This is a genomic window from Enterobacter sp. RHBSTW-00975 (assembly GCF_013615235.1).
GTDB classification, from domain to species: Bacteria; Pseudomonadota; Gammaproteobacteria; order Enterobacterales; family Enterobacteriaceae; genus Enterobacter; species Enterobacter ludwigii.
In genome coordinates, this window is record NZ_CP055883.1 from 4756156 (window position 1) to 4780599 (window position 24444).

Genomic DNA, 24444 nt, shown 5'->3' on the forward strand with positions numbered 1-24444 from the left:
CGTTACCCCTGCTGACTTAAGAATTCATCAATCTCTTTACGCCACGGAACGGAAGGCTGGGCACCTTTGCGCGTTACGGCAATCGCCGCGGCGGCATGGGCAAAGCGGATAGCATCATCCATTCTCTTGCCTTCCAGCAGCGCAGTCATCAATGCACCGTTAAAGGTATCTCCCGCCGCGATGGTATCAATAGCCTTAACCTTAAAGCCCGGCACGCGACGGCCTTCCCCGTTTACGCTGGCCCACACTCCTCGGCTGCCAAGGGTAATGATAACGGTGCCGATGCCTTTATCGTGCAGCACTTTCGCCGCCCGCGCGGCGTCGTCATCATTTTCAACGCGAACGCCTGTCAGTTTCTCCGCTTCAGTTTCGTTCGGGGTAATGATATCCACCAGCGCCAGCAGCTCGTCTGATAATACCCGCGCAGGCGCAGGATTGAGTACGACAGTGGTATGATTTTGATGCGCTATCTCTGCGGCCGTCAGGACGCTTTCAACAGGTGATTCCAGCTGCATCAGAAGCGCTTCGGCATTCGCGATGATCTCGCGCTGCGCGTTCACCCGCTCAGTGGTCAGCGCGGCGTTAGCCCCCGCATGAATACCGATGACATTCTCACCTTCCGCGTTGACGAAAATCAGCGCCACGCCGGTTGATTCCCCTTCGACAACGCTGACAGGCGCAATATCAATGTTATCGCTGGCCAGCTGTTTGCGTACGCGCTCACCGGTATCGTCATCACCCGTGCAGGCAATAAAGGCGATCTTCGCCCCACTGCGTCCTGCGGCGACGGCCTGGTTGGCGCCCTTACCGCCGAATGCCACCTGATACTGATTACCGGTGACGGTTTCGCCCGGTGTCGGGAACGATTCAAGGTTAAGAATGTGATCGGCATTGATACTGCCAAGGACGACAAGATTGCCTGCGGTTTTCATGGTTGAGGTGTCCATCTGAGAGCGCCACCGGTGTGACCCGGTGGCGTATGCCACACTTTTCTTTATAGGGTGTCCCTCAGGCAGCCAGCGACTGCCTGATTCGCCTTTTACTGCTTGATGACCAGTTTCAGGTCAACAGGATATTTGGCCTGAACTTTTTCGCCCTTCAGCACTTTATCAGCAGTCTGCACGCCCGTTGCGCCGATCTGCTCAGGCAGCTGAGCGATGGTCGCCGCCAGTTTGCCATCTTTTACTGCTTTTTCACCATCCGGCGTGCCGTCAAATCCGACAACCATCACATCAGATTTACCTGCGGTCTGCAGAGCACGCAGCGCGCCCAGCGCCATTTCATCGTTCTGTGCAAACACAGCCTGCACGTCAGGGTGCGCGGTCAGCAGGTTCTGCATCACGTTCAGACCTTTCGTGCGGTCGAAGTCAGCAGGCTGGCTGGCCAGTACGTTAAATTTGTGCGCTGCAACAGCCTGCTGGAAGCCTTCACCACGCTCACGCGCCGCTGACGTACCGGCAATACCCTGCAGTTCGATAACTTTCGCGCCTTCACCCGCTTTCTTCGCGATGTAGTCACCCGCGATTTTGCCACCCAGTACGTTATCAGAAGCGATGTGGCTGACTACGTCGCCTTTCGTCGCCTGACGGTCAAGGGTGATGACCGGGATCTTCGCCTGGTTTGCCATCTTCACGGCGTTACCCACGGCGTCAGAATCCGTTGGGTTGATCAGCAGGATTTTGGTGCCACGTACGGTTAAGTCCTGAACGTTTGCCAGCTCTTTCGCCGGGTTGTTCTGAGAGTCCAGCACCACCAGGTTGTAGCCCAGTTTGTCAGCTTCTTTCTGTGCTCCGTCCTTCAGAGAGACGAAGAACGGGTTGTTCAGCGTGGAGATAACCAGCGCGATGGTGTCTTTCGCCATTGCGTTAGCACTTACGGTTGCGCTCAGCGCGACAGCAGAAACCAGGGTAGCCAGTTTTTTCATGTTCATATCTAAGATGTCCTGTAGTGTCGTCAGTTACTGTTTTTTGTTGTCTACCAGAACCGCCAGCAAAATCACCACTGCTTTAACGATCATCTGGTAATAGGAGGAAACACCCAATAAATTCAAACCATTATTCAGGAAACCAAGGATCAGTGCGCCGATCAATGTCCCAACAATGCGACCTTTACCGCCCGCAAGACTCGTACCGCCCAGAACGACTGCCGCAATGGCATCCAGCTCATACCCCGTCCCCGCCGTTGGCTGCGCAGAAGAGAGGCGCGCCACTTCGATGATGCCTGCCAGAGAGGCCAGCAGACCACACAGCGAATAGACGATGATTTTGACTTTATTGACGCTGATCCCGGACAGACGCGTTGCCGCTTCGTTACCGCCCAGCGCATAGATATAACGACCCAGACGGGTGTGATGCAGCATGTACCACGCCGCGAGGAAAACGATAGCCATGATCCAGACCGGCGTCGGGATACCCAGCGGACGACCAATACCGAACCAGCCAAACAGATCGGCGTTATCCGTAAAGCCGGTATTTACCGGACTGCCGTTGGTGTAAACCATGGTGACACCGCGCAGCAGGAGCATCATGACCAGCGTCGCAATGAACGCCTGAACGCGACCTTTCGCCACAATCACACCGGTCACGGCACCAATTGCCGCCCCAAGTGCCAGCGCAGCTGCAACGGCCACCAGCGCGTTGACTTCAATCCCTACAATTGAAGCCGCAACCGCACCGGTGAGCGCCAGCAGGGAACCGACGGACAGATCGATACCCGATGTCAAAATCACCAGCGTCATCCCTACCGCCATAATGGCGTTAACCGACGTCTGCTGAAGAATATTGAACAGGTTATTAACGGTAAAAAAGTTTGGGCTCATGGTCGAAACAATCGCGATCAACACCAGCAGGGCAATCAGCGATTTTTGTTCCAGCAGCCATGCCTTTGTGAAATAACGGCGACCAGAAACAGCCTGGGTAGTCATCTTCTTACTCCTGATTCACGCGATTAAGCTTGCCCACAGCGGCAGCCATCAGAACTTCCTGGGTGGCCTGCTCGCGAGTGAATTCACCACCGAGATGCCCTTCATGCATGACGATAATGCGATCGCTCATGCCTAATACTTCTGGCATCTCGGAAGAGACCAGAATGATGCTCAGGCCGTCGGCCTTGAACTGGTTAATCAGCTGATAGATCTCTTTCTTGGCCCCCACGTCCACGCCGCGGGTTGGCTCATCAAGGATCAGCACTTTCGGGCGCGTCATCAGACCGCGTGCAATGGCCACTTTTTGCTGATTACCACCGGACAACAGACCAATCGCCTGCTCCATCGACGGCGTTTTAACGTTGAAGAGACGGATAAAATCGCTGACCGCCTGCTGTTCATCTTTGTGCTTCAGGCTGCCACCGCTGCGGCTGAAATAGCGCAGGGCAGTAAGCGACATGTTCTCTTTTACCGACATCCCCAGCACTAAGCCGTCACGCTTGCGGTCTTCAGAGATATAGACGATGCCGTTTGCCAGGCCATCCTGTGGAGAGCGAGTCACCACCTCATGACCGTCGAGCGTGACATAACCGCTGGTACGCGGCAGTGCGCCATAGAGCACTTTCATCAGCTCGGTACGGCCTGCCCCCATTAACCCCGCCACGCCAAGGATCTCCCCCTGGCGCAGGGTAAAGGTGACATCGTTCACGCCCGGGCCACAGAGGTTGTCCACCTTCAGGCGGATCTCACCCGGTGCTTTGTCCAGATGCGGATACTGGTCTTCGAGCTTACGTCCCACCATCATTTCGATAAGGGTATCTTCGGTCAGCGTGGCGACTTCGCGCTCGGCAATGAATTGCCCGTCGCGGAAGACCGTTACGTCGTCGCAGATCTCGAAAATCTCTTTCATACGGTGAGAGATATAGACAATCCCGCGTCCCTGCGATTTCAGCTCGCGGATAACGCGGAATAAAGATTCGGTTTCGGTATCGGTCAGCGCGTCCGTCGGTTCATCCATAATGATGACCTTCGACTCAAAGCTCAGCACCTTCGCGATTTCAACCATTTGCTGATCGCCAATGGAAAGGTCGCCCACCAGACGGTCGCTCTTGAAGCGCAGGTTTAGCTTCGCCAGCAGTTTATCCGCTTCGGCATACATCGTTTTCCAGTCGATTTTGCCAAACCGGTTAACGAACTCACGTCCGAGGAAGATGTTTTCCGCAATGCTGAGCTGCGGGATCAGGTTCAGCTCCTGGTGGATAATACCGATCCCCGCATCCTGGGAGGATTTCGGGCCGTTGAACGTGGTCTCTTTACCCAGCCACAGCAGCGAGCCGGCATCGCGTTGATAGATACCGGTCAGCACTTTCATCATGGTGGATTTGCCGGCCCCGTTTTCGCCTACCAGCGCCATTACGCGTCCGGGATAAACGTTCAGTGCCGCGCCAGAGAGGGCTTTTACGCCCGGGAACGCTTTATCGATCCCTTTCAGTTGCAGTAATGCGTCCATGATGGCCTCAGAAGGTGACGCCAGCACAGAGAATGATATTCGCATACGGGGAACACTCCCCGCTGCGAATCACCGCCTGACTGTCTGCGGTTTGTTGTTTGAATTGCTCGTGCGTTGTGTAACGAATTTCTATGGTGTTTCCCTGGTGTTGTTGCAGTTGCTCAATGTGGCTGAGCAACGTTTCGTGGAGTTGCGGATTATGGTGTTTAATTTCCGTCGCGAGAATGGCCGCCTCAACCTGCATCTCCGCCGTCACCACGTCCAGTACCTGCATAAACGAGGGCACGCCCTGCGTTAACGCCATATCAATACGGGTGGTGCTGCGCGGAACCGGTAAGCCTGCATCGCAAACCACCAGCGTATCGGTATGCCCAAGACGGGAAATAACCGATGAGATTTCTGCGTTAAGAACGGTGCCTTTCTTCATTTTCTTGCTCCACTAGCGAAACGTTTCGCTGAAATCAGTTTAGTCTTAACGGTGTTCAGAAAACCACCATGACATAACAGATTTGTGATCGGCGTCGAAACGTTTCGCTACGTGAAATGAGAAGGCGATAAATGCAAAAACGGTAACCCTTTGGTTACCGCTTTTTTAGGGTTGCACCCTCTCCATCCAGGAGAGGGCTTCAGGCCACTCGAGGACCTAGATTTCGACCTGCGTTCCCAGCTCAATCACACGGTTAGGCGGGATCTCAAACTGGTCAGGCGCGCGAAGGGCGTTACGCTGCAGGATAAGGTACAACTTGCCGCGCAGACGCAAATACCAGGGGCGCTTGCCGATAATCAGCGACTCGTGGGACATAAAGAACGAGGTCTCCATCATGCGACAGCTCAGACCTTCCAGACCGCAGCGATGGAACACCTCTTCGACGTTTGGTGTCTCACGCCAGCCGTAGCTTGCCACGACGCGCCAGAAGGTCGGCGACAGTTGCTCGATTTGCACGCGGCGGACATTGTGGACGTACGGGGCATCTTCGGTGCGCAGGGTCAGCAGGATCACGCGCTCGTGCAGCACTTTGTTGTGCTTGAGGTTATGCATCAGCGCAAACGGGATAACGTTCAGCGCACGCGACATATACACCGCGGTGCCCGGCACGCGTACCGGCGGCGATTTCTCCAGCGAGGCAATCATAGCCTCCAGGGAGTTACCGTGCTCATGCATACGGCGCAGAAGGCGGAAACGTTCGCTTTTCCACGTGGTCATGACAATGAACATCACCAGACCGAGCGTCAGCGGCAGCCAGCCACCGGAGACAATCTTGTCGAGGTTGGCGGAGAACAGCGGCACGTCAATGCACAGGAAGCCGACCAGAATCATCATCACGAGGAATTTGTTCCAGTGCCAGTTTCGGTACGCTACCGTGGTGGAGAGCAGCGAGGTCAGTACCATCGTACCGGTTACCGCAATACCGTACGCCGCCGCCAGGTTGCTGGAGTGCTCGAAGCTGACGATGACAATCACCACGGCGAAATAGAGCAGCCAGTTGATGAACGGAATGTAAATCTGGCCCGACTCCATCTCGGAGGTATGGATAATGCGCATAGGCGAGAGATACCCCAGACGCACAGCCTGACGCGTCAGAGAGAACACGCCTGAAATTACCGCCTGCGAGGCAATAACGGTCGCCAGCGTCGCCAGAATCAGCATGGGCACCAGCGCCCAGTCCGGAGCCAGCAGGAAGAATGGGTTCTTAATCGCCTCCGGGTTTTGCAGCAGCAGCGCACCCTGACCGAAATAGTTCAGCACCAGCGACGGCAGGACCACTAAAAACCACGCCACGCGGATAGGCAGTTTCCCGAAGTGCCCCATATCGGCATACAGCGCCTCAACACCGGTGATGGAGAGCACGACGGCACCGAGCGCGACGAAGGAAACCACTTTGTATTCGAGGAAGAAATGCACGGCCCAGTAAGGGTTCAGCGCATGCAGCACATCCGGGTTAGCAATAATGCTGCGTAAACCGAGTGCCGCCAGGACCAGGAACCAGGCCAGCATAATCGGAGCGAACAGCTTGCCCACCAGCCCGGTGCCGTGCTTCTGGATGATGAACAGCAGCGTCAGGACAAGGATCGCCAGCGGAACAACCCACGAATCAAGCTGTGGCGCGATAATCTCCAGCCCCTCTATCGCCGAGAGAACCGAAATCGCGGGCGTAATGACGACTTCCCCATAGAAGAAGCTGCCGCCAATCAGGCCGATAATGACCAGCACCGACGTCATTCTGGCGGAGGTATTCCGCCCGGCAAGGGACATCAGAGTCAGGATCCCCCCTTCACCGGCGTTATCTGCACGCATAACGAAGGAGAGGTATTTCACTGAAACCACCAGGATCAGCAGCCAGAAGATGAGGGACAGGAAGCCAAAGACGGCATCGCGCTCAACACCAAAACCAAACTGACCGGACAGACATTCACGAAGCGTATAAAGCGGGCTGGTGCCGATATCACCGTAGACAACCCCGATCGCCGCAAGCGTTATTGCGGGTAATGATTGCTTATTATCAGTGCTCATAGACTAGTCTTTTCGTTTAAATAACAAATGTGTGCTTAGTCCCTTGGCCCACAAAAAGCGCACAGTATGCACGATTCAATGCAAAATCGTACCCCTAAATGCAACCGCATTAATGTAGCGCAAAGAAAATAGCGCCGCACTTCAGTCTATTACCAGCCCTGACTGAAACGTCTATACTCGCTTCAATTGGCCGCCACGACGGCGAAAGGATGCAAAACTATTATGGCTCACTCACATTTAATAGCAGAAAGAATTTCCCGCCTCAGCGGCGCGCTGGAAAAAGGCCTTTTCGAGCGTAGCCACGCCATTCGCCTCTGTTTACTGGCAGCGTTGAGCGGCGAAAGTGTCTTTCTGCTTGGACCTCCGGGCATCGCCAAAAGCCTGATTGCCCGCCGGCTGAAATTTGCCTTTCAGAACGCCCGCGCTTTCGAATACCTGATGACCCGCTTTTCCACCCCAGAAGAAGTTTTCGGCCCGCTTTCCATTCAGGCGCTGAAAGATGAGGGGCGCTATCAGCGCCTGACTGAGGGGTATCTTCCGGAAGCGGAAATTGTTTTTCTTGATGAGATCTGGAAAGCGGGGCCGGCTATTCTGAACACCCTGCTCACGGCGATAAACGAACGCCGATTCCGCAACGGTGCCAGCGAAGAGAAAATCCCGATGCGCCTTCTGGTGGCGGCCTCTAACGAACTACCGGAAGCCGACAGCAGCCTTGAAGCGCTGTATGACCGCATGCTGATCCGCCTGTGGCTCGACAAAGTGCAGGATAAATCCAACTTCCGCTCGATGCTGGTCAGCCAGCAGGATGAGAATGAAAACCCGGTCCCCGCTTCGCTGCAGGTCACGGATGAGGAGTATTACCAGTGGCAGGAGGATATCGGCAAAATCACACTGCCGGATTCGGTGTTTGAGCTGATCTATCTGCTGCGCCAGCAGCTCGATTTACTGCCTTCTGCGCCGTATGTCTCCGACCGTCGCTGGAAAAAAGCGATCCGCCTGCTGCAGGCCAGCGCCCTGTTCAGCGGCCGCGATGCCGTTGCGCCAATCGATCTGATCCTTTTAAAAGATTGTCTCTGGCACGACGCGGAAGGCATGAACCTGATGCAGCAGCAGCTTGACGTATTGATGACCGGACACGCCTGGGGCCAGCAGTCGATGCTCAACCAGCTCGGGGCGATTGCCCAACGGCGTATTCAGCTGCAGCAACAACAAAGCGACAAAACAGCGCTGAAAGTAAACCGCCTTGGCGGTATGTTCGCCCGCAAAGCGCATTATGAGCTGCCGTCCGAACTGACCAGTACAACGCTGACGCTCCTGCTTCAGCAGCCCCTTAAGCTGCATGACATGCAGGTGGTCCATATCACCGTGGAGCGAGAGCCACTGGCTCAGTGGCTTGATAAGGGCGGGGAGATCCGCGGCAAACTCAACGGCATCGGTTTTGCCCAGCCGCTGACGCTGGAAGTGGACAGCAGCCAGCATCTGGTGATCCGCGACGTCAGCCTGCAGGGATCGCGTCTTGCGCTTCCGGGAACCGCCTCTGACAGCGTGCCGGAAGAGATTAAACGCCAGCTTGAAGCGCTGGATACGGAATGGCACCAGCAACATACGCGCTTCAGCGAGCAGCAAAAATGCCTCTTTATTCATAGCTACTGGTTAGGTCGCATCGAAGCCAGCCTGCAGGATGTCAGCGCGCAGATCAAACAGGCTCGTCAATGCTAACGCTGGATACGCTTAACGTCATGCTGGCCGTCAGCGAAGAGGGGTTGATCGAAGAGGTGGTCATCACCCTTCTGGCCTCCCCGCAGCTGGCGGCTTTTTTTGAAAAATTCCCGCGGCTCAAAAAGGCGATGACCGACGATCTCCCGCGCTGGCGCGAAAACCTGCGTCAGCGGTTCAAAGAGACCGAAGTCCCCCCTGAATTAACTGACGAGGTGGCCTGTTATCAGCAGTGCCAGCGGCTCTCTACGTCACAGTTTATCGCCCAGCTCCCGCAAACCCTGACGTTACTCGACACGGTACACTCTCCGTTTGCCAGCCAGGCGCGAGCGCTGGTCACGGATAACGCCACGTTTACCCCCGCGCTACACACCCTCTTTTTACAACGCTGGCGCCTCAGCCTGGTGGTGCAGGCCACAACGTTGAACCAGCAGTTGCTGGATGAGGAGCGTGAACAGCTGCTTAGCGAAGTGCAGGAACGCATGACCTTAAGCGGTCAGCTGGAGCAGGTGCTGGTGGAAAATGAAAACGCCGCCGGGCGTCTTTGGGATATGAGCGCCGGTCAGCTGCGGCGCGGAGATTACCAGCTCATCGTCAAGTACGGCGATTTTCTGGCACAGCAGCCAGAGCTGATGAAGCTTGCCGAACAGCTGGGTCGCTCACGGGAGGCCAAATCGGTCCCAAAGAAAGATGCCCCAATGGAGACCTTCCGCACCCTGGTCCGTGAACCAGCCACCGTGCCTGAGCAGGTGGATGGGCTCCAGCAAAGCGACGATATTTTGCGCCTGCTGCCCACGGAGTTGAGTACGCTGGGGATGACCGAGCTTGAGTACGAGTTTTATCGCCGGCTGGTGGAAAAACAGCTTCTGACCTACCGGTTGCATGGCGAAGCCTGGCGTGAAAAGCTCAGCCAGCGCCCGGTCATCCATCAGGATTTTGACGAACAGCCGCGCGGGCCTTTTATTGTGTGCGTGGATACGTCCGGCTCGATGGGAGGGTTTAACGAACAGTGCGCGAAAGCGTTCTGCCTGGCTCTGATGCGCGTGGCGCTCGCCGATCGACGTCGCTGCTTCATCATGCTCTTTTCCAGCGAAGTTGTGGGGTATGAACTGACCCATCAGCAGGGTATTGAGCAGGCGATCCGCTTTTTAAGCCAGCGCTTTCGTGGCGGTACCGATCTGGCCAGCTGTTTTCGAAGCATCGTTGAGCGGATGCAGGGCGGAGACTGGTATGACGCTGACGCCGTGGTCATCTCCGATTTTATTGCCCAGCGGCTACCGGATGACGTGGTGAATAAAGTGAAGGAGCTACAGCGAGTGCACCAACACCGTTTCCATGCTGTGGCGATGTCTGCCCATGGAAAGCCCGGCATCATGCGCATCTTCGATCATATCTGGCGTTTTGATACCGGGTTACGTAGCCGCCTGCTAAGACGCTGGCAGCGCTAATTACAGAAGAGATTCAACGCGATCGCGTACCTGTTGTGGCCAGACACCGCACTGCACCTGACCAATATGAGGCAGCTGCAACAGCAGCATGGTCAGACGGGACTGGCCAATACCGCCGCCAATGGTCTGCGGCATCTCTCCGCGCAGCAGCGCCTGGTGCCACTCCAGCGTAAGACGATCTTCATCCCCGGTCAGTGCCAGCTGACGTTTCAGGGCGTCAGCATCCACGCGGATCCCCATTGAAGAGAGCTCGAACGCATCTTCCAGCACCGGGTTCCAGACCAGAATATCGCCGTTCAGACCGGCGCGTTCGCCCTCACCCGTCGTGCTCCAGTCATCATAATCCGGCGCACGCACATCATGGCGTTTACCGTCAGACAATTTGCCGCCAATCCCGATCAGGAACACAGCACCCAATTCTTTGGCGATCGCACGCTCACGGCCTTTGGCATCCAGATCGGGATAACGGCTCAGCAGTTCCTGGCTGTGGACAAAGTGGATCGATTCCGGCAGGAACGGTGCCAGACCAAACTCTTTGCTCACTGCCGCTTCGGTCGCTTTGATCCCGGCGTAGATCGCCTCAACGGTGGATTTCAGCGTACCGACGTGACGCTCGCCATCGCCCATGACGCGCTCCCAGTCCCATTGATCGACGTAGACAGAGTGCATTGGCGTAAGACGGTCTTCATCGGGGCGAAGGGCTTTCATGTGCGTGTAAAGCCCTTCGCCCGCGCTGAAGTCGTGTTGTCCCAGGGTTTGACGTTTCCACTTCGCAAGGGAATGCACCACTTCGAACTGGGCGTCTGGCAGTGTTTTCACTTTCACCTGTACCGCTTTTTCGCATCCAGAAAGGTTGTCCTGCGTCCCGTCACCCACGCGGCTGAGAATGGGCGCCTGGACTTCGATCAGACCAAGCTTATCTTCCAGCTGACGTGAAAAATGGGATTTAACGAAGCTGATCTGGCGTTGTTTTGCGATGTAAGCGGTTTTCATTATTTATACTCCTGCGTCCTGTTGATAGAGATTAAGCAACAGAAATGGCCTGTTATTCAATAACCCATCAACAAAAAGCCACCTTAACTTTTGATTCATCAAAATAAGACGCTAGAATAGAGAGATTCATTAATGTTCATAAGAAAAAGCTATGGAAAATTATCAGATCGATAATCTGGACCGCGGCATCCTGGAGGCCTTAATGGCCAATGCACGTACTGCCTATGCGGAACTGGCGAAACAGTTTGGCGTCAGTCCGGGCACAATCCACGTCCGCGTGGAAAAGATGAAACAGGCGGGGATCATTACCGGCGCACGTATCGACGTCAGCCCTAAGCAGCTGGGTTATGACGTCTGCTGCTTTATTGGCATTATTCTCAAAAGCGCCAAAGATTATCCGTCAGCCCTGGCGAAGCTCAACGCGCTTGAAGAAGTCACGGAGGCCTACTACACCACCGGGCACTACAGTATCTTTATAAAGGTGATGTGCCGCTCCATTGATGCCCTCCAGCAGGTACTTATCAACAAGATCCAAACAATTGATGAAATTCAGTCCACTGAAACATTGATCTCCCTGCAGAACCCGATCATGCGTACCATCCGCCCCTGATCGGGCAAATTCATTCCCACATTTTCCACAGGTAGATCCCAGCTCGTTCACAGCGTACAATGAGCCCCTCTTTATTTGAGCGAGCGATCAATGGCGGACATTACCCTTATCAGTGGCAGCACCCTGGGCGGCGCGGAATACGTTGCGGAACATCTGGCTGAGAAGCTGGAAGACGCGGGCTTTTCCACCGAAACACTGCACGGCCCGTTGCTTGACGATCTCCCGACTGATGGAGTCTGGCTACTGATCACCTCGACGCACGGCGCAGGCGATCTGCCGGATAATCTGCAACCTTTATATGACGAACTGCTGGAACAGCAGCCTGACCTGTCAAACGTCCGTTTTGGCGCGGTGGGTATCGGCAGTCGTGAATATGACACCTTTTGCGGTGCAATAGAGAAAGTCGAAGCCGCTGTGACTGCCTGTGGGGCAAAACAGCTGGGTGAAACACTGAAGATCAACATCCTCGATCATGACATTCCGGAAGATCCAGCGGAGATCTGGCTGGGTGAATGGAAAAATTTACTCAAAAACGATTAAAGATCGCGCGAACAGATGTGGATAACTCTGGTTAAAAGCTCGTATTAAGCGGTAGTTATCCAAGTTATAACTCTGAGGCCGTTTTGGCTCTGTGTATAAAGTCGCGATCTGATCCCAGCTTATACTGGCCAGGATCACCGATCATTCACAGCAAACGATCCTTTCTAACTGCATGATCTTCATCGTGAGATCGGGCTTATCCACAGAGGTACTCGATCCTAATAAGAGATCACAATAGAACAGATCTCTAAATAAAAAGATCTTCTTTTTAATAGCCCAGGATCCCAATGCTTTCTCGAAAGACTAAAGTTGAGTAGAATCCACGGCCCGGGCTTCAATCCATTTTCATACCGCTTTACGCGAGGCAGACCACCATGTTTTATCAGGATCCTTTTGACGTCATCATCATTGGCGGGGGTCATGCAGGCACTGAGGCCGCAATGGCCGCAGCGCGAATGGGTCAGCAGACCCTGCTTTTGACACACAATATCGACACGCTGGGACAAATGTCCTGTAATCCGGCGATTGGCGGCATTGGGAAAGGACACCTGGTAAAAGAAGTGGATGCACTTGGCGGCCTGATGGCGAAAGCGATCGATCATGCCGGCATCCAGTTTAGGATACTAAACGCGAGCAAAGGTCCCGCTGTGCGCGCCACCCGTGCTCAGGCAGACCGCGTGCTTTACCGTCAGGCGGTACGTACTGCCCTGGAGAATCAGCCAAACCTGATGATCTTCCAGCAGGCGGTAGAAGATCTTATCGTTGAAAACGATCGCGTTGTGGGTGCCGTAACCCAGATGGGCCTCAAGTTCCGCGCGAAAGCCGTCGTACTGACTGTCGGGACCTTCCTGGATGGCAAAATCCATATCGGTCTGGATAACTACAGCGGTGGCCGTGCTGGCGATCCGCCGTCCATTCCGCTGTCTCGTCGTCTGCGTGAACTTCCGCTGCGCGTCAGTCGCCTGAAAACAGGCACGCCACCGCGTATTGATGCGCGCACCATTGATTTCAGCGTGCTGGCACAACAGCACGGCGATAACCCCATGCCGGTGTTCTCGTTCATGGGCAATGCGGCTCAACATCCGCAGCAGGTACCGTGCTACATCACGCATACCAACGAAAAAACCCATGACGTGATCCGCAATAACCTCGACCGCAGCCCAATGTACGCTGGCGTGATCGAAGGGATCGGCCCGCGTTACTGTCCATCGATCGAAGACAAGGTGATGCGCTTTGCCGATCGTAACCAGCACCAGATCTTCCTGGAGCCGGAAGGACTGATGTCAAATGAAATTTACCCGAACGGCATCTCCACCAGCCTGCCGTTCGATGTGCAGATGCAAATTGTTCGCTCAATGCAGGGTATGGAGAACGCGAAAATCGTTCGTCCTGGCTACGCTATTGAGTACGATTTCTTCGATCCGCGTGACCTGAAGCCAACCCTGGAGAGCAAATTCATCCACGGTCTGTTCTTCGCCGGCCAGATTAACGGCACGACCGGTTACGAAGAAGCTGCCGCTCAGGGTCTGCTTGCCGGTCTGAACGCAGCACGCTTCTCTGCGGAGAAAGAGGGCTGGGCACCTGCGCGTTCTCAGGCTTATCTGGGCGTGCTGGTCGACGATCTTTGCACCCTTGGTACCAAAGAACCGTACCGTATGTTTACCTCTCGCGCGGAATATCGCCTGATGCTGCGCGAAGATAATGCCGATCTGCGTCTGACCGAAGTGGGTCGTGAACTGGGTCTGGTGGATGACGAACGTTGGGCGCGCTATAACGAAAAACTGGAACGCATTGAGCAGGAACGTCAGCGCCTGAAAACCACCTGGGTGAATCCACAGGCGGAAACCGCTGCAGAAGTGAATGCTCACTTAACTGCGCCGCTTTCGCGCGAAGCCAGCGGCGAAGACTTGCTACGTCGCCCTGAAGTGACCTACGAGAACCTGGTGAAACTGACCGCGTTCGCGCCTGGCCTTGAAGACGCTGAAGCGGCTGAACAGGTTGAGATCCAGGTCAAATACGAAGGTTACATCGCGCGTCAGCAGGATGAGATTGAAAAACAGCAGCGCAACGAAAATACGCTGCTGCCGGAAATGCTGGACTACCGTCAGGTGACGGGGCTTTCCAATGAAGTGATCGCCAAGCTGAACGATCACAAGCCTGTGTCGATCGGTCAGGCATCCCGTATCTCCGGTGTCACACCTGCCGCGATTTCGATTCTGCTGGTGTGGCTGAAAAAGCAAGGTATGCTGCGCCGTAGCGCATAATATCCAGTGCTTTTGGCGGGTGGCGCTTCGCTACCCGCCCTGCTAATTCGTAGGCCCGGTAAGCGCCACCGGGCAATTTATGTCTAAACAGGTACCCACTGTGCTCAATAAACTCTCTCGTCTGCTGGAACAGGCAGGTATTTCGCTCACCGATCACCAGAAAACTCAGCTGGTGGCCTATGTCGATATGCTGAACAAATGGAATAAAGCGTACAACCTGACGTCTGTTCGCGACCCCAACGAGATGCTGGTTCGTCATATCCTCGATAGCATCGTGGTTGCGCCGTATCTCAAAGGGGAGCGCTTTATCGATGTGGGCACAGGTCCTGGCCTGCCGGGGATCCCGCTGTCGATTGTCCGCCCTGAGAGCCATTTCACGCTGCTGGACAGCCTTGGCAAACGCGTCCGTTTTTTACGTCAGGTCCAGCATGAGCTGAAGCTGGAGAACATCGCCCCTGTACAGAGCAGGGTAGAGGCGTTCCCCGCGGAGCCGCCGTTTGACGGTGTTATCAGCCGCGCGTTTGCGTCGCTCAATGATATGGTGAGCTGGTGTAAGCACTTGCCTGCACAAGATGGCCGCTTTTATGCCCTGAAAGGGCAGTTGCCGGGCGATGAAATTGAACAGCTTCCGGAGGGTTTTGCTGTCGAATCCGTTGAGAAATTAAACATTCCTCAGCTTGAGGGTGAACGCCATCTGGTGATAATTAAGCCAAACAATTTTTAAATATTTAATAAAAATTGTGGAATTCGTGCTGTTCTGACCATGTTAAATAACAGCACAAATTCTCGGGTTTTACCGAACAGAGTTTAACCTCTGTGTTACTAAGGTTTTTCTAACGGTTAACGTAACAGCCATTGTTCAGCATGAAGATAGTCAACATCGAAAATATCAGCCTGCTAAAAGTGGAATACGGCAACCAGAATTGAATGTTAAATATTTATTAAGAATGTCAATAAAAGGTTTTTATTGTATACCGGGCTGTTTTGAAAATAGTTACGATAATTTGTCTTTAATTTCATAAAGATGAAATAAACCGATTTGCGTCTTTGATAAATACACCCTTATCGCAAATGTGTGTTTTGTGATCTCGTGCACGCTTTGTAGCCAACGTTTTCGCGCTGTTTGCAGTTTTGGTCGAAGGTCGTGGCTTTCAGGAAAAGTTAAAAAATAGCGGCGGGGAAAAATATTTAAACATTTATTCACCTTTTCGCTACTTAATGTTTGAAATCACGGGTGCGCACCGTATAATTTGACCGCTTTTTGATGCTTGACTCTGAGCCTTAAAGGACGTTTTATACGACACGCGGCATACCTCGAAGGGAGCAGGAGTAAAAACGTGATGTCTGTGTCGCTCTTGAGTAGAAACGTTGCTCGTAAGCTTCTGTTCATTCAGTTTCTGGCTGTGATAGCAAGTGGACTGCTGTTTAGCCTCAAAGACCCCTTCTGGGGCATCTCCGCCGTGTGCGGGGGTTTGGCGGTTGTTCTGCCAAACGTATTGTTTATGATTTTTGCCTGGCGTCATCAGGCGCATACACCCGCCAAAGGCCGTGTGGCCTGGTCCTTCGCTCTCGGTGAAGTGTGTAAGGTGTTGCTGACCTTTGCTCTACTGGTGATGGCGCTGGCGGTTTTGAAAGTGGTATTCATGCCGCTGATAGCAACGTGGGTTTTGGTGCTGGTGGTACAAGTTCTGGCTCCAGCTGTAATCAACAACAAAGGGTAAAAGGCATCATGGCTTCAGAAAATATGACGCCGCAGGATTACATAGGTCACCATCTGAATAACCTTCAGCTGGACCTGCGTACATTCTCGCTGGTGGATCCGCATAACCCCCCGGCCACCTTCTGGACGATCAACATCGACTCCATGTTCTTCTCGGTCGTTTTGGGTCTTCTGTTCCTGGCCATGTTCCGCGGTGTTGCGAAAAGAGCGACCAGCGGTGTTCCAGGGAAATTCCAGACGTTCATCGAAATGATCATCGGCTTCGTCCATGGCAGCGTCAAAGACATGTACCATGGTAAGAGCAAGCTGATTGCTCCGCTGGCCCTGACCGTGTTCGTTTGGGTGTTCCTGATGAACCTGATGGACCTGCTGCCAATCGATTTCCTGCCGTGGATTGGCGAACATGTCCTCGGTCTGCCAGCACTGCGCGTGGTGCCGTCCGCTGACGTGAACATCACCCTGTCGATGGCGCTGGGTGTGTTTATCCTGATTCTTTTCTACAGCATCAAAATGAAAGGCGTAAGCGGCTTCGTGAAAGAGCTTACCTTGCAGCCGTTCAACCACTGGGCGTTTATTCCGGTCAACCTGATCCTGGAAGGCGTTAGCCTGCTGTCCAAACCTGTTTCACTGGGTCTGCGACTGTTCGGCAACATGTATGCGGGTGAGCTGATTTTCATTCTGATCGCGGGTCTTCTGCCGTGGTGGTCACAGTGGATTCTGAATGTGCCTTGGGCCATTTTCCACATCCTGATCATTACGCTGCAAGCCTTTATCTTCATGGTTCTGACGATCGTCTATCTGTCGATGGCGTCTGAAGAGCACTGATTTTTTACCAACACTACTACGTTTTAATTGAAACAAACTGGAGACTGTCATGGAAAACCTGAATATGGATCTGCTGTACATGGCTGCCGCTGTGATGATGGGTCTGGCGGCTATCGGTGCTGCGATCGGTATCGGCATCCTCGGGGGCAAATTCCTGGAAGGCGCAGCGCGTCAACCTGATCTGATTCCTCTGCTGCGTACTCAGTTCTTTATCGTTATGGGTCTGGTGGATGCTATCCCAATGATCGCTGTAGGTCTGGGTCTGTACGTGATGTTTGCTGTCGCGTAGTAGTAGTTTTAAAACCCTAAGCCACAGATATTAAAGAGGTATTGTGCTGTGAACATGAACGCAACAATCCTCGGCCAGGCCATCGCGTTTATTCTCTTTGTCTGGTTCTGCATGAAGTATGTATGGCCGCCTTTAATGGCTGCCATCGAAAAACGTCAGAAAGAAATTGCTGACGGTCTGGCTTCTGCAGAACGCGCTAAGAAAGATTTGGACCTTGCACAGGCCAACGCGACAGACCAGCTGAAAAAAGCGAAAGCGGAAGCTCAGGTTATCATCGAACAGGCTAACAAACGCCGTTCGCAGATCCTGGACGAAGCCAAAGCTGAAGCAGAACAGGAACGTACTAAGATCGTGACACAAGCTCAGGCTGAAATTGAAGCTGAGCGTAAACGTGCTCGCGAAGAACTGCGTAAGCAGGTTGCGATTCTGGCTGTTGCTGGCGCCGAGAAGATCATCGAACGTTCCGTGGATGAAGCTGCTAACAGCGACATCGTGGACAAACTTGTCGCTGAACTGTAAGGAGGGAGGGGCTGATGTCTGAATTTGTTACGGTAGCTCGCCCCTACGCCAAAGCAGCTTTTGACTTTGCTGTCGAACACCAAAATGTCGATCGCTGGCAGGATATGCTGGCGTTTGCCGCTGAGGTGACGAAAAACGAACAAATGGCCGAGTTGCTTTCTGGTGCGTTAGCGCCTGAAACTCTCGCCGCGTCGTTTATCGCCGTGTGCGGAGAGCAACTGGATGCCAATGGTCAGAACCTGATTAAGGTAATGGCAGAAAATGGTCGTCTCCGTGTGCTCCCGGATGTTCTCGAGCAGTTTGAGCACTTACGTGCCCTTAGTGAAGCTACCGCTGAAGTCGAAGTGACTTCTGCGACTGAACTGAGTGATGAACAGCTTGCGAAAATTACCGCCGCGATGGAAAAACGTCTGTCACGCAAAGTTAAGCTGAATTGCAAAATCGATAAGTCTGTAATGGCAGGCGTAATCATCCGTTCGGGTGATATGGTCATTGATGGCAGCGTACGCGGCCGTCTTGAACGCCTTGCAGACGTCTTGCAGTCTTAAGGGGACTGGAGCATGCAACTGAATTCCACCGAAATCAGCGAACTGATCAAGCAGCGCATTGCTCAGTTCAGTGTTGTGAGCGAAGCTCACAACGAAGGTACTATTGTTTCTGTAAGTGACGGTGTTATCCGCATCCACGGCCTGGCCGATTGTATGCAGGGTGAGATGATTTCCCTGCCGGGTAACCGTTACGCTATCGCACTGAACCTGGAGCGCGACTCCGTAGGTGCAGTTGTGATGGGTCCATACGCTGACCTCGCCGAAGGCATGAAGGTTAAGTGTACTGGCCGTATTCTGGAAGTGCCGGTTGGCCGTGGCCTGCTGGGTCGCGTTGTTAACACCCTGGGTGCGCCAATCGACGGTAAAGGTCCGGTTGAGCACGATGGCTTCTCCCCAATCGAAGTTATCGCACCAGGCGTTATCGACCGTCAGTCCGTTGATCAGCCAGTGCAGACTGGTTATAAGTCCGTTGATGCCATGATTCCAATCGGTCGTGGCCAGCGTGAACTGATCATCGGTGACCGTCAGACCGGTAAAACCGCGATGGCTATCGACGCCATCATCAACCAGCGTGACTCCGGCATCAAATGTGTGTACGTGGCTATCGGCCAGAAAGCGTCCACCATTTCTAACGTGGTTCGTAAACTGGAAGAGCACGGCGCGCTGTCTAACACCATCGTCGTTGTGGCGACCGCTTCTGAATCTGCTGCACTGCAATACCTGGCACCATACGCCGGTTGCGCAATGGGCGAATACTTCCGTGACCGCGGTGAAGATGCGCTGATCGTATACGATGACCTGTCTAAACAGGCCGTTGCATATCGTCAGGTTTCCCTGCTGCTCCGTCGTCCACCTGGACGTGAAGCGTTTCCTGGCGACGTATTCTACCTCCACTCTCGTCTGCTGGAGCGTGCTTCCCGCGTTAACGCGGAATATGTCGAGAACTTCACCAAAGGTGAAGTGAAGGGTAAAACCGGCTCTCTGACCGCGCTGCCAATCATTGAAACCCAGGCGGGTGACGTTTCTGCGTTCGTTCCGACCAACGTAATCTCCATTACCGATGGTCAGATCTTCCTGGAAACCAACCTGTTTAACTCCGGTATTCGTCCGGCAGTTAACCCGGGTATCTCCGTATCCCGTGTGGGTGGTGCTGCTCAGACCAAGATCATCAAGAAACTGTCCGGTGGTATTCGTACCGCGCTGGCACAGTATCGTGAACTGGCTGCGTTCTCTCAGTTCGCATCCGATCTGGACGAAGCAACCCGTAAACAGCTGAGCCACGGTCAGAAAGTGACCGAGCTGCTGAAGCAGAAACAGTACGCACCAATGTCTGTTGCTCAGCAGGGCCTGGTTCTGTTCGCGGCTGAACGCGGTTACCTCGAAGATGTGGAACTGGCGAAAATCGGTAGCTTCGAAGCCGCTCTGCTGGCTTACGTCGACCGTGATCACGCTCCGCTGATGCAAGAGATCAACCAGACCGGTGGCTATAACGACGAAATCGAAGGCAAGCTGAAAGCTATCCTCGATTCCTTCAAAGCAACCCAATCCTGGTAATCGTCCGGCGGCTTGTCTCAGGACAAGCCGCCTGGCATTGAGGAGAAGCTCATGGCCGGCGCAAAAGAGATACGTAGTAAGATCGCAAGCGTCCAGAACACGCAAAAGATCACTAAAGCGATGGAGATGGTCGCCGCTTCCAAAATGCGTAAATCGCAGGATCGCATGGCGGCCAGCCGTCCTTATGCAGAAACCATGCGCAAAGTGATTGGTCACCTTGCAAACGGTAATCTGGAATATAAGCACCCTTACCTGGAAGAACGCGACGTTAAGCGCGTGGGCTACCTGGTGGTGTCGACCGACCGTGGTCTGTGTGGCGGCTTGAACATTAACCTGTTCAAAAAACTGCTGGCGGATATGAAAGCATGGTCTGAAAAAGGCGTTCAGTGCGATATCGCAATGATCGGCTCTAAAGGCGTCTCTTTCTTTAACTCCGTTGGTGGCAACATTGTCGCTCAGGTGACGGGTATGGGTGATAACCCTTCCCTGTCCGAGTTGATCGGCCCGGTTAAAGTGATGTTGCAGGCTTATGATGAAGGCCGTCTGGACAGACTGTACGTTGTCAGCAACAAATTTATTAACACCATGTCTCAGGTTCCAACGCTCACTCAGATGCTGCCTTTACCGGCATCAGAAGATGACGAGCTGAAGCAAAAATCCTGGGATTACCTGTATGAACCCGATCCGAAACCGCTGTTGGATACCCTGCTGCGTCGTTACGTTGAATCTCAGGTTTATCAGGGCGTTGTAGAAAACCTGGCCAGCGAGCAGGCCGCACGAATGGTGGCGATGAAAGCCGCGACCGATAATGGCGGCAGCCTGATTAAAGAGCTGCAGTTGGTTTACAACAAAGCTCGTCAGGCCAGCATTACTCAGGAACTCACCGAGATCGTCTCGGGGGCCGCCGCGGTTTAACCAGGTTTACGAATTACGTAGAGGATTCAAGATGGCTACTGGAAAGATTGTCCAGGTAATCGGCGCCGTGGTGGACGTCGAGTTCCCTCAGGACGCCGTACCACGCGTGTACGACGCGCTTGAGGTACAGAATGGTAACGAGAGCCTGGTGCTGGAAGTTCAGCAGCAGCTCGGCGGCGGTATCGTGCGTACCATCGCGATGGGTTCTTCCGACGGTCTGCGTCGTGGTCTGGAAGTTAAAGACCTTGAGCACCCGATCGAAGTCCCGGTAGGTAAAGCAACACTGGGTCGTATCATGAACGTATTGGGTCAACCAATCGACATGAAAGGCGACATCGGTGAAGAAGAGCGTTGGGCTATCCACCGCGCAGCACCTTCCTACGAAGAGCTGTCCAGCTCTCAGGAACTGCTGGAAACCGGCATCAAAGTTATCGACCTGATGTGTCCGTTTGCGAAGGGCGGTAAAGTTGGTCTGTTCGGTGGTGCGGGTGTAGGTAAAACCGTAAACATGATGGAGCTGATCCGTAACATCGCGATCGAGCACTCCGGTTACTCCGTATTTGCGGGCGTAGGTGAACGTACTCGTGAGGGTAACGACTTCTACCACGAAATGACCGACTCCAACGTTCTGGACAAAGTATCCCTGGTTTACGGCCAGATGAACGAGCCACCAGGAAACCGTCTGCGCGTTGCGCTGACTGGCCTGACTATGGCTGAGAAGTTCCGTGACGAAGGCCGTGACGTTCTGCTGTTCGTTGATAACATCTATCGTTACACCCTGGCCGGTACGGAAGTATCTGCACTGCTGGGTCGTATGCCTTCAGCGGTAGGTTATCAGCCGACGCTGGCGGAAGAGATGGGTGTTCTTCAGGAACGTATCACCTCTACCAAAACCGGTTCTATTACCTCCGTTCAGGCGGTATACGTACCTGCGGATGACTTGACTGACCCATCCCCAGCCACCACCTTTGCGCACCTTGACGCAACCGTGGTACTGAGCCGTCAGATCGCGTCTCTGGGTATCTACCCGGCCGTTGACCCGCTTGACTCCACCAGCCGTCAGCTGGATCCACTGGTTGTGGGTCAGGAACACTACGACACCGCGCGTGGCGTACAGTCCCTGCTGCAGCGTTACCAGGAACTGAAAGACATCATCGCCATCCTGGGTATGGATGAGCTGTCTGAAGAAGACAAACTGGTGGTAGCACGTGCGCGTAAGATCCAGCGCTTCCTGTCCCAGCCGTTCTTCGTTGCGGAAGTATTCACCGGTTCTCCGGGTAAATACGTTTCCCTGAAAGACACCATCCGTGGCTTTAAAGGCATAATGGAAGGCGAATACGATCACCTGCCGGAGCAGGCGTTCTACATGGTTGGTTCCATCGACGAAGCCGTGGAAAAAGCCAAAAAACTTTAACGCCTTAATCGGAGGGTGATATGGCAATGACTTACCACCTGGACGTCGTCAGCGCAGAGCAACAAATGTTCTCTGGTCTGGTCGAGAAAATCCAGGTAACGGGTAGTGAAGGTGAACTGGGTATTTTCCCGGGTCACGCACCGCTGCTCACCGCCATTAAGCCTGGTATGATCCGCATCGTTAAACAGTTCGGTCATGAAGAGTTTATCTATCTGTCCGGCGGCATTCTTGAAGTGCAGCCTGGCAGCGTGACCGTTCTGGCCGATACCGCTATTCGTGGCCAGGATCTCGACGAAGCACGAGCCCTGGAATCGAAGCGTAAGGCTGAAGAGCACATTAGCAGCTCTCATGGTGACGTGGATTACGCTCAGGCGTCTGCGGAGCTGGCCAAAGCGATCGCGAAACTGCGCGTTATCGAGTTGACCAAAAAAGCGATGTAACACCGGCTTGAAAAGCACAAAGCCAGTCTGGTTTCCAGGCTGGCTTTTTTTATGGTTTCGTATCACACCGATCTTTATTCATGATCCAAAAGAATAGCTAAGCTATTGTGTGTGCTAGCGACTTACCGCGAGAAGGCTATTTTCCAGAGAAAAAGGGGTTTACTCTGCCCCTAAAAATCGCCTCAAATAGCCATTATTGGCTGATGTTGAACGTTTTACCGCCATTCCATTTTATGACGCAAAATATGTAGAATTTTCAACGTCAACGGGTTTAACTTCTTACTCAAATTACAGTCAGGACGCGTATGTTGAACAATACAATGAGCGTGGTCATCCTTGCCGCCGGTAAAGGTACCCGCATGTATTCCGATCTTCCAAAGGTACTGCACACGCTGGCAGGAAAGCCGATGGTGCAGCATGTCATTGATGCCGCTAATGAACTGGGTGCCCGTCAGGTCCATCTGGTCTATGGTCACGGCGGCGATCTGCTTAAAAAGACGCTGAACGATGACAAACTCAACTGGGTGCTTCAGGCAGAACAGTTGGGGACCGGACACGCCATGCAGCAGGCCGCCCCGTTCTTTGCGGATGACGAAGATATTCTGATGCTTTACGGCGACGTCCCGCTGATCTCTGTCGACACCCTTGCCCGCCTGCGTGAAGCTAAACCGCAGGGTGGCATCGGGTTGTTAACCGTCGTGCTTGACGATCCGACCGGCTATGGCCGCATTACCCGCGAAAACGGTAACGTAACGGGTATCGTTGAGCATAAAGATGCCAGCGACGCACAGCGTCAGATTCAGGAGATCAACACCGGTATCCTGATTGCCAATGGCGCGGACCTGAAGCGCTGGCTGTCGAAGCTCAACAACAATAATGCGCAGGGTGAGTACTACATCACCGACATCATCGCGATGGCCTATCAGGAAGGGCGTGAGATTGCGGCGGTTCATCCGGCACGCATTAGCGAAACCGAAGGGGTGAATAACCGCCTTCAGCTTTCCCGCCTGGAACGCGTTTATCAGTCCGAACAGGCTGAAAAACTGCTCCTGGCAGGCGTTATGCTGCGTGACCCGGCGCGTTTCGATCTGCGCGGGACCTTATCTCACGGGCGCGACGTTGAAATCGATACTAACGTTATCTTTGAAGGCAACGTCACGCTTGGCCACCGCGTCAAAATTGGTGCCGGTTGTGTTATCAAAAACAGCGTCATCGGTGACGACTGCGACATTAGCCCGTACAGCGTGGTTGAAGATGCACATCTGGACGCGGCATGCACCATTGGGCCGTTCGCACGCCTGCGCCCTGGCGCTGAATTGCTCGAAGGCGCCCATGTTGGCAACTTCGTTGAGATGAAAAAAGCGCGTCTGGGCAAAGGTTCCAAAGCCGGCCATTTAACCTACCTGGGCGATGCAGAAATTGGCGATAACGTGAACATTGGTGCAGGAACAATCACCTGCAACTATGACGGTGCAAACAAGTTTAAAACCATCATCGGTGATGATGTGTTTGTCGGTTCTGATACACAGCTGGTGGCACCGGTGACGGTCGGGAACGGGGTAACCATTGCCGCCGGGACGACCGTGACGCGCGATGTTGCCGACAATGAGCTGGTGCTGAGCCGCGTGCCGCAGGTTCACAAGCAGGGCTGGAAACGCCCGGTGAAGAAAAAGTAACGACCTGCACCCTGCTCTCTCCCGTGAG

At 53.9% G+C, this 24444-nt stretch carries 23 protein-coding genes; 16 read left to right on the forward strand and 7 right to left on the reverse strand.

The features are described from left to right. Positions 1–2: 2 nt before the first annotated feature. The 6 genes from rbsK to kup all read right to left on the reverse strand — a co-directional run bounded on the left by rbsK (position 3) and on the right by kup (position 6945). A complete protein-coding gene (rbsK, locus tag HV340_RS22995; protein ID WP_181216564.1) occupies positions 3–932 on the reverse strand; it encodes a ribokinase in 930 nt (309 codons plus the stop codon). Between the two features lie 107 nt (positions 933–1039). After that, a complete protein-coding gene (gene rbsB, locus HV340_RS23000; protein WP_014172267.1) occupies positions 1040–1930 on the reverse strand; it encodes a ribose ABC transporter substrate-binding protein RbsB in 891 nt (296 codons plus the stop codon). 27 nt (positions 1931–1957) lie between these two features. Beyond that, a complete protein-coding gene (gene rbsC, locus HV340_RS23005; RefSeq protein WP_020882772.1) occupies positions 1958–2923 on the reverse strand; it encodes a ribose ABC transporter permease in 966 nt (321 codons plus the stop codon). Positions 2924–2927: 4 nt separating this feature from the next. Next, positions 2928–4433, reverse strand: coding sequence for a ribose ABC transporter ATP-binding protein RbsA (gene rbsA / locus HV340_RS23010; protein WP_020882771.1), 1506 nt, complete (start codon positions 4431–4433; stop codon positions 2928–2930). Positions 4434–4440: 7 nt separating this feature from the next. Further along, positions 4441–4860, reverse strand: coding sequence for a D-ribose pyranase (rbsD, locus tag HV340_RS23015; RefSeq protein WP_020882770.1), 420 nt, complete (start codon positions 4858–4860; stop codon positions 4441–4443). A 216-nt stretch (positions 4861–5076) separates the two neighbouring features. Continuing rightward, positions 5077–6945 (reverse strand): low affinity potassium transporter Kup, encoded by a 1869-nt coding sequence (kup, locus tag HV340_RS23020; RefSeq protein WP_014172271.1) that lies wholly within the window; start codon positions 6943–6945, stop codon positions 5077–5079. Between the two features lie 222 nt (positions 6946–7167). On the opposite strand from kup, the gene ravA reads away from it, so the two are divergent. Both ravA and viaA read left to right on the forward strand, forming a co-directional pair. Continuing rightward, positions 7168–8664: an ATPase RavA gene (gene ravA, locus HV340_RS23025; protein WP_063925793.1), complete on the forward strand. Its 1497-nt coding sequence runs from the start codon at positions 7168–7170 to the stop codon at positions 8662–8664. Continuing rightward, positions 8658–10109, forward strand: a complete 1452-nt coding sequence (gene viaA / locus HV340_RS23030; protein ID WP_014172273.1) for an ATPase RavA stimulator ViaA — start codon at positions 8658–8660, stop codon at positions 10107–10109. The genes ravA and viaA overlap by 7 nt, the downstream gene beginning before the upstream one ends. On the opposite strand, the gene asnA is transcribed toward viaA, so the two are convergent. Then, positions 10110–11102 (reverse strand): aspartate--ammonia ligase, encoded by a 993-nt coding sequence (gene asnA, locus HV340_RS23035; protein WP_020882768.1) that lies wholly within the window; start codon positions 11100–11102, stop codon positions 10110–10112. Positions 11103–11253: 151 nt separating this feature from the next. Here asnA and asnC point away from each other — a divergent pair, with 151 nt between their 5' ends. The 14 genes from asnC to glmU all read left to right on the forward strand — a co-directional run bounded on the left by asnC (position 11254) and on the right by glmU (position 24416). Continuing rightward, complete coding sequence (gene asnC / locus HV340_RS23040; RefSeq protein ID WP_014172275.1) at positions 11254–11712, forward strand: transcriptional regulator AsnC; 459 nt, start codon at positions 11254–11256, stop codon at positions 11710–11712. Positions 11713–11802: 90 nt separating this feature from the next. Continuing rightward, positions 11803–12252, forward strand: a complete 450-nt coding sequence (mioC, locus tag HV340_RS23045) for an FMN-binding protein MioC (protein WP_020882767.1) — start codon at positions 11803–11805, stop codon at positions 12250–12252. A 374-nt stretch (positions 12253–12626) separates the two neighbouring features. Then, positions 12627–14516, forward strand: coding sequence for a tRNA uridine-5-carboxymethylaminomethyl(34) synthesis enzyme MnmG (gene mnmG / locus HV340_RS23050; RefSeq protein WP_063925792.1), 1890 nt, complete (start codon positions 12627–12629; stop codon positions 14514–14516). Positions 14517–14616: 100 nt separating this feature from the next. Then, positions 14617–15240 carry a 16S rRNA (guanine(527)-N(7))-methyltransferase RsmG gene (gene rsmG, locus HV340_RS23055; RefSeq protein WP_032679279.1) on the forward strand — a complete coding sequence of 208 codons (624 nt, stop codon included), beginning with the start codon at positions 14617–14619 and terminating at the stop codon, positions 15238–15240. Between the two features lie 616 nt (positions 15241–15856). Beyond that, positions 15857–16237 carry a F0F1 ATP synthase subunit I gene (gene atpI, locus HV340_RS23060; protein ID WP_008500194.1) on the forward strand — a complete coding sequence of 127 codons (381 nt, stop codon included), beginning with the start codon at positions 15857–15859 and terminating at the stop codon, positions 16235–16237. A gap of 8 nt (positions 16238–16245) precedes the next feature. Beyond that, complete coding sequence (atpB, locus tag HV340_RS23065) at positions 16246–17061, forward strand: F0F1 ATP synthase subunit A (protein WP_014172280.1); 816 nt, start codon at positions 16246–16248, stop codon at positions 17059–17061. Positions 17062–17110: 49 nt separating this feature from the next. Further along, entirely contained in the window at positions 17111–17350 is a 240-nt protein-coding gene (atpE, locus tag HV340_RS23070; protein WP_000429386.1) for a F0F1 ATP synthase subunit C, read from the forward strand. A 48-nt stretch (positions 17351–17398) separates the two neighbouring features. Further along, positions 17399–17869 (forward strand): F0F1 ATP synthase subunit B, encoded by a 471-nt coding sequence (gene atpF / locus HV340_RS23075; RefSeq protein WP_003862370.1) that lies wholly within the window; start codon positions 17399–17401, stop codon positions 17867–17869. Positions 17870–17883: 14 nt separating this feature from the next. After that, the gene (gene atpH, locus HV340_RS23080) at positions 17884–18417 is read left to right on the forward strand and encodes a F0F1 ATP synthase subunit delta (protein ID WP_014172281.1); all 534 of its coding nucleotides are present in this window, start codon (positions 17884–17886) and stop codon (positions 18415–18417) included. 12 nt (positions 18418–18429) lie between these two features. Then, positions 18430–19971: a F0F1 ATP synthase subunit alpha gene (gene atpA / locus HV340_RS23085; protein WP_006808751.1), complete on the forward strand. Its 1542-nt coding sequence runs from the start codon at positions 18430–18432 to the stop codon at positions 19969–19971. Between the two features lie 51 nt (positions 19972–20022). Then, positions 20023–20886: a F0F1 ATP synthase subunit gamma gene (gene atpG / locus HV340_RS23090; RefSeq protein ID WP_020882764.1), complete on the forward strand. Its 864-nt coding sequence runs from the start codon at positions 20023–20025 to the stop codon at positions 20884–20886. A gap of 31 nt (positions 20887–20917) precedes the next feature. Beyond that, on the forward strand, positions 20918–22300 hold the full coding sequence (gene atpD / locus HV340_RS23095; RefSeq protein ID WP_006177559.1) for a F0F1 ATP synthase subunit beta: 1383 nt from the start codon (positions 20918–20920) through the stop codon (positions 22298–22300). A 20-nt stretch (positions 22301–22320) separates the two neighbouring features. Then, positions 22321–22740: a F0F1 ATP synthase subunit epsilon gene (locus HV340_RS23100; protein WP_006177560.1), complete on the forward strand. Its 420-nt coding sequence runs from the start codon at positions 22321–22323 to the stop codon at positions 22738–22740. A 305-nt stretch (positions 22741–23045) separates the two neighbouring features. Then, positions 23046–24416: a bifunctional UDP-N-acetylglucosamine diphosphorylase/glucosamine-1-phosphate N-acetyltransferase GlmU gene (glmU, locus tag HV340_RS23105; protein ID WP_049021947.1), complete on the forward strand. Its 1371-nt coding sequence runs from the start codon at positions 23046–23048 to the stop codon at positions 24414–24416. Positions 24417–24444: the final 28 nt, after the last annotated feature.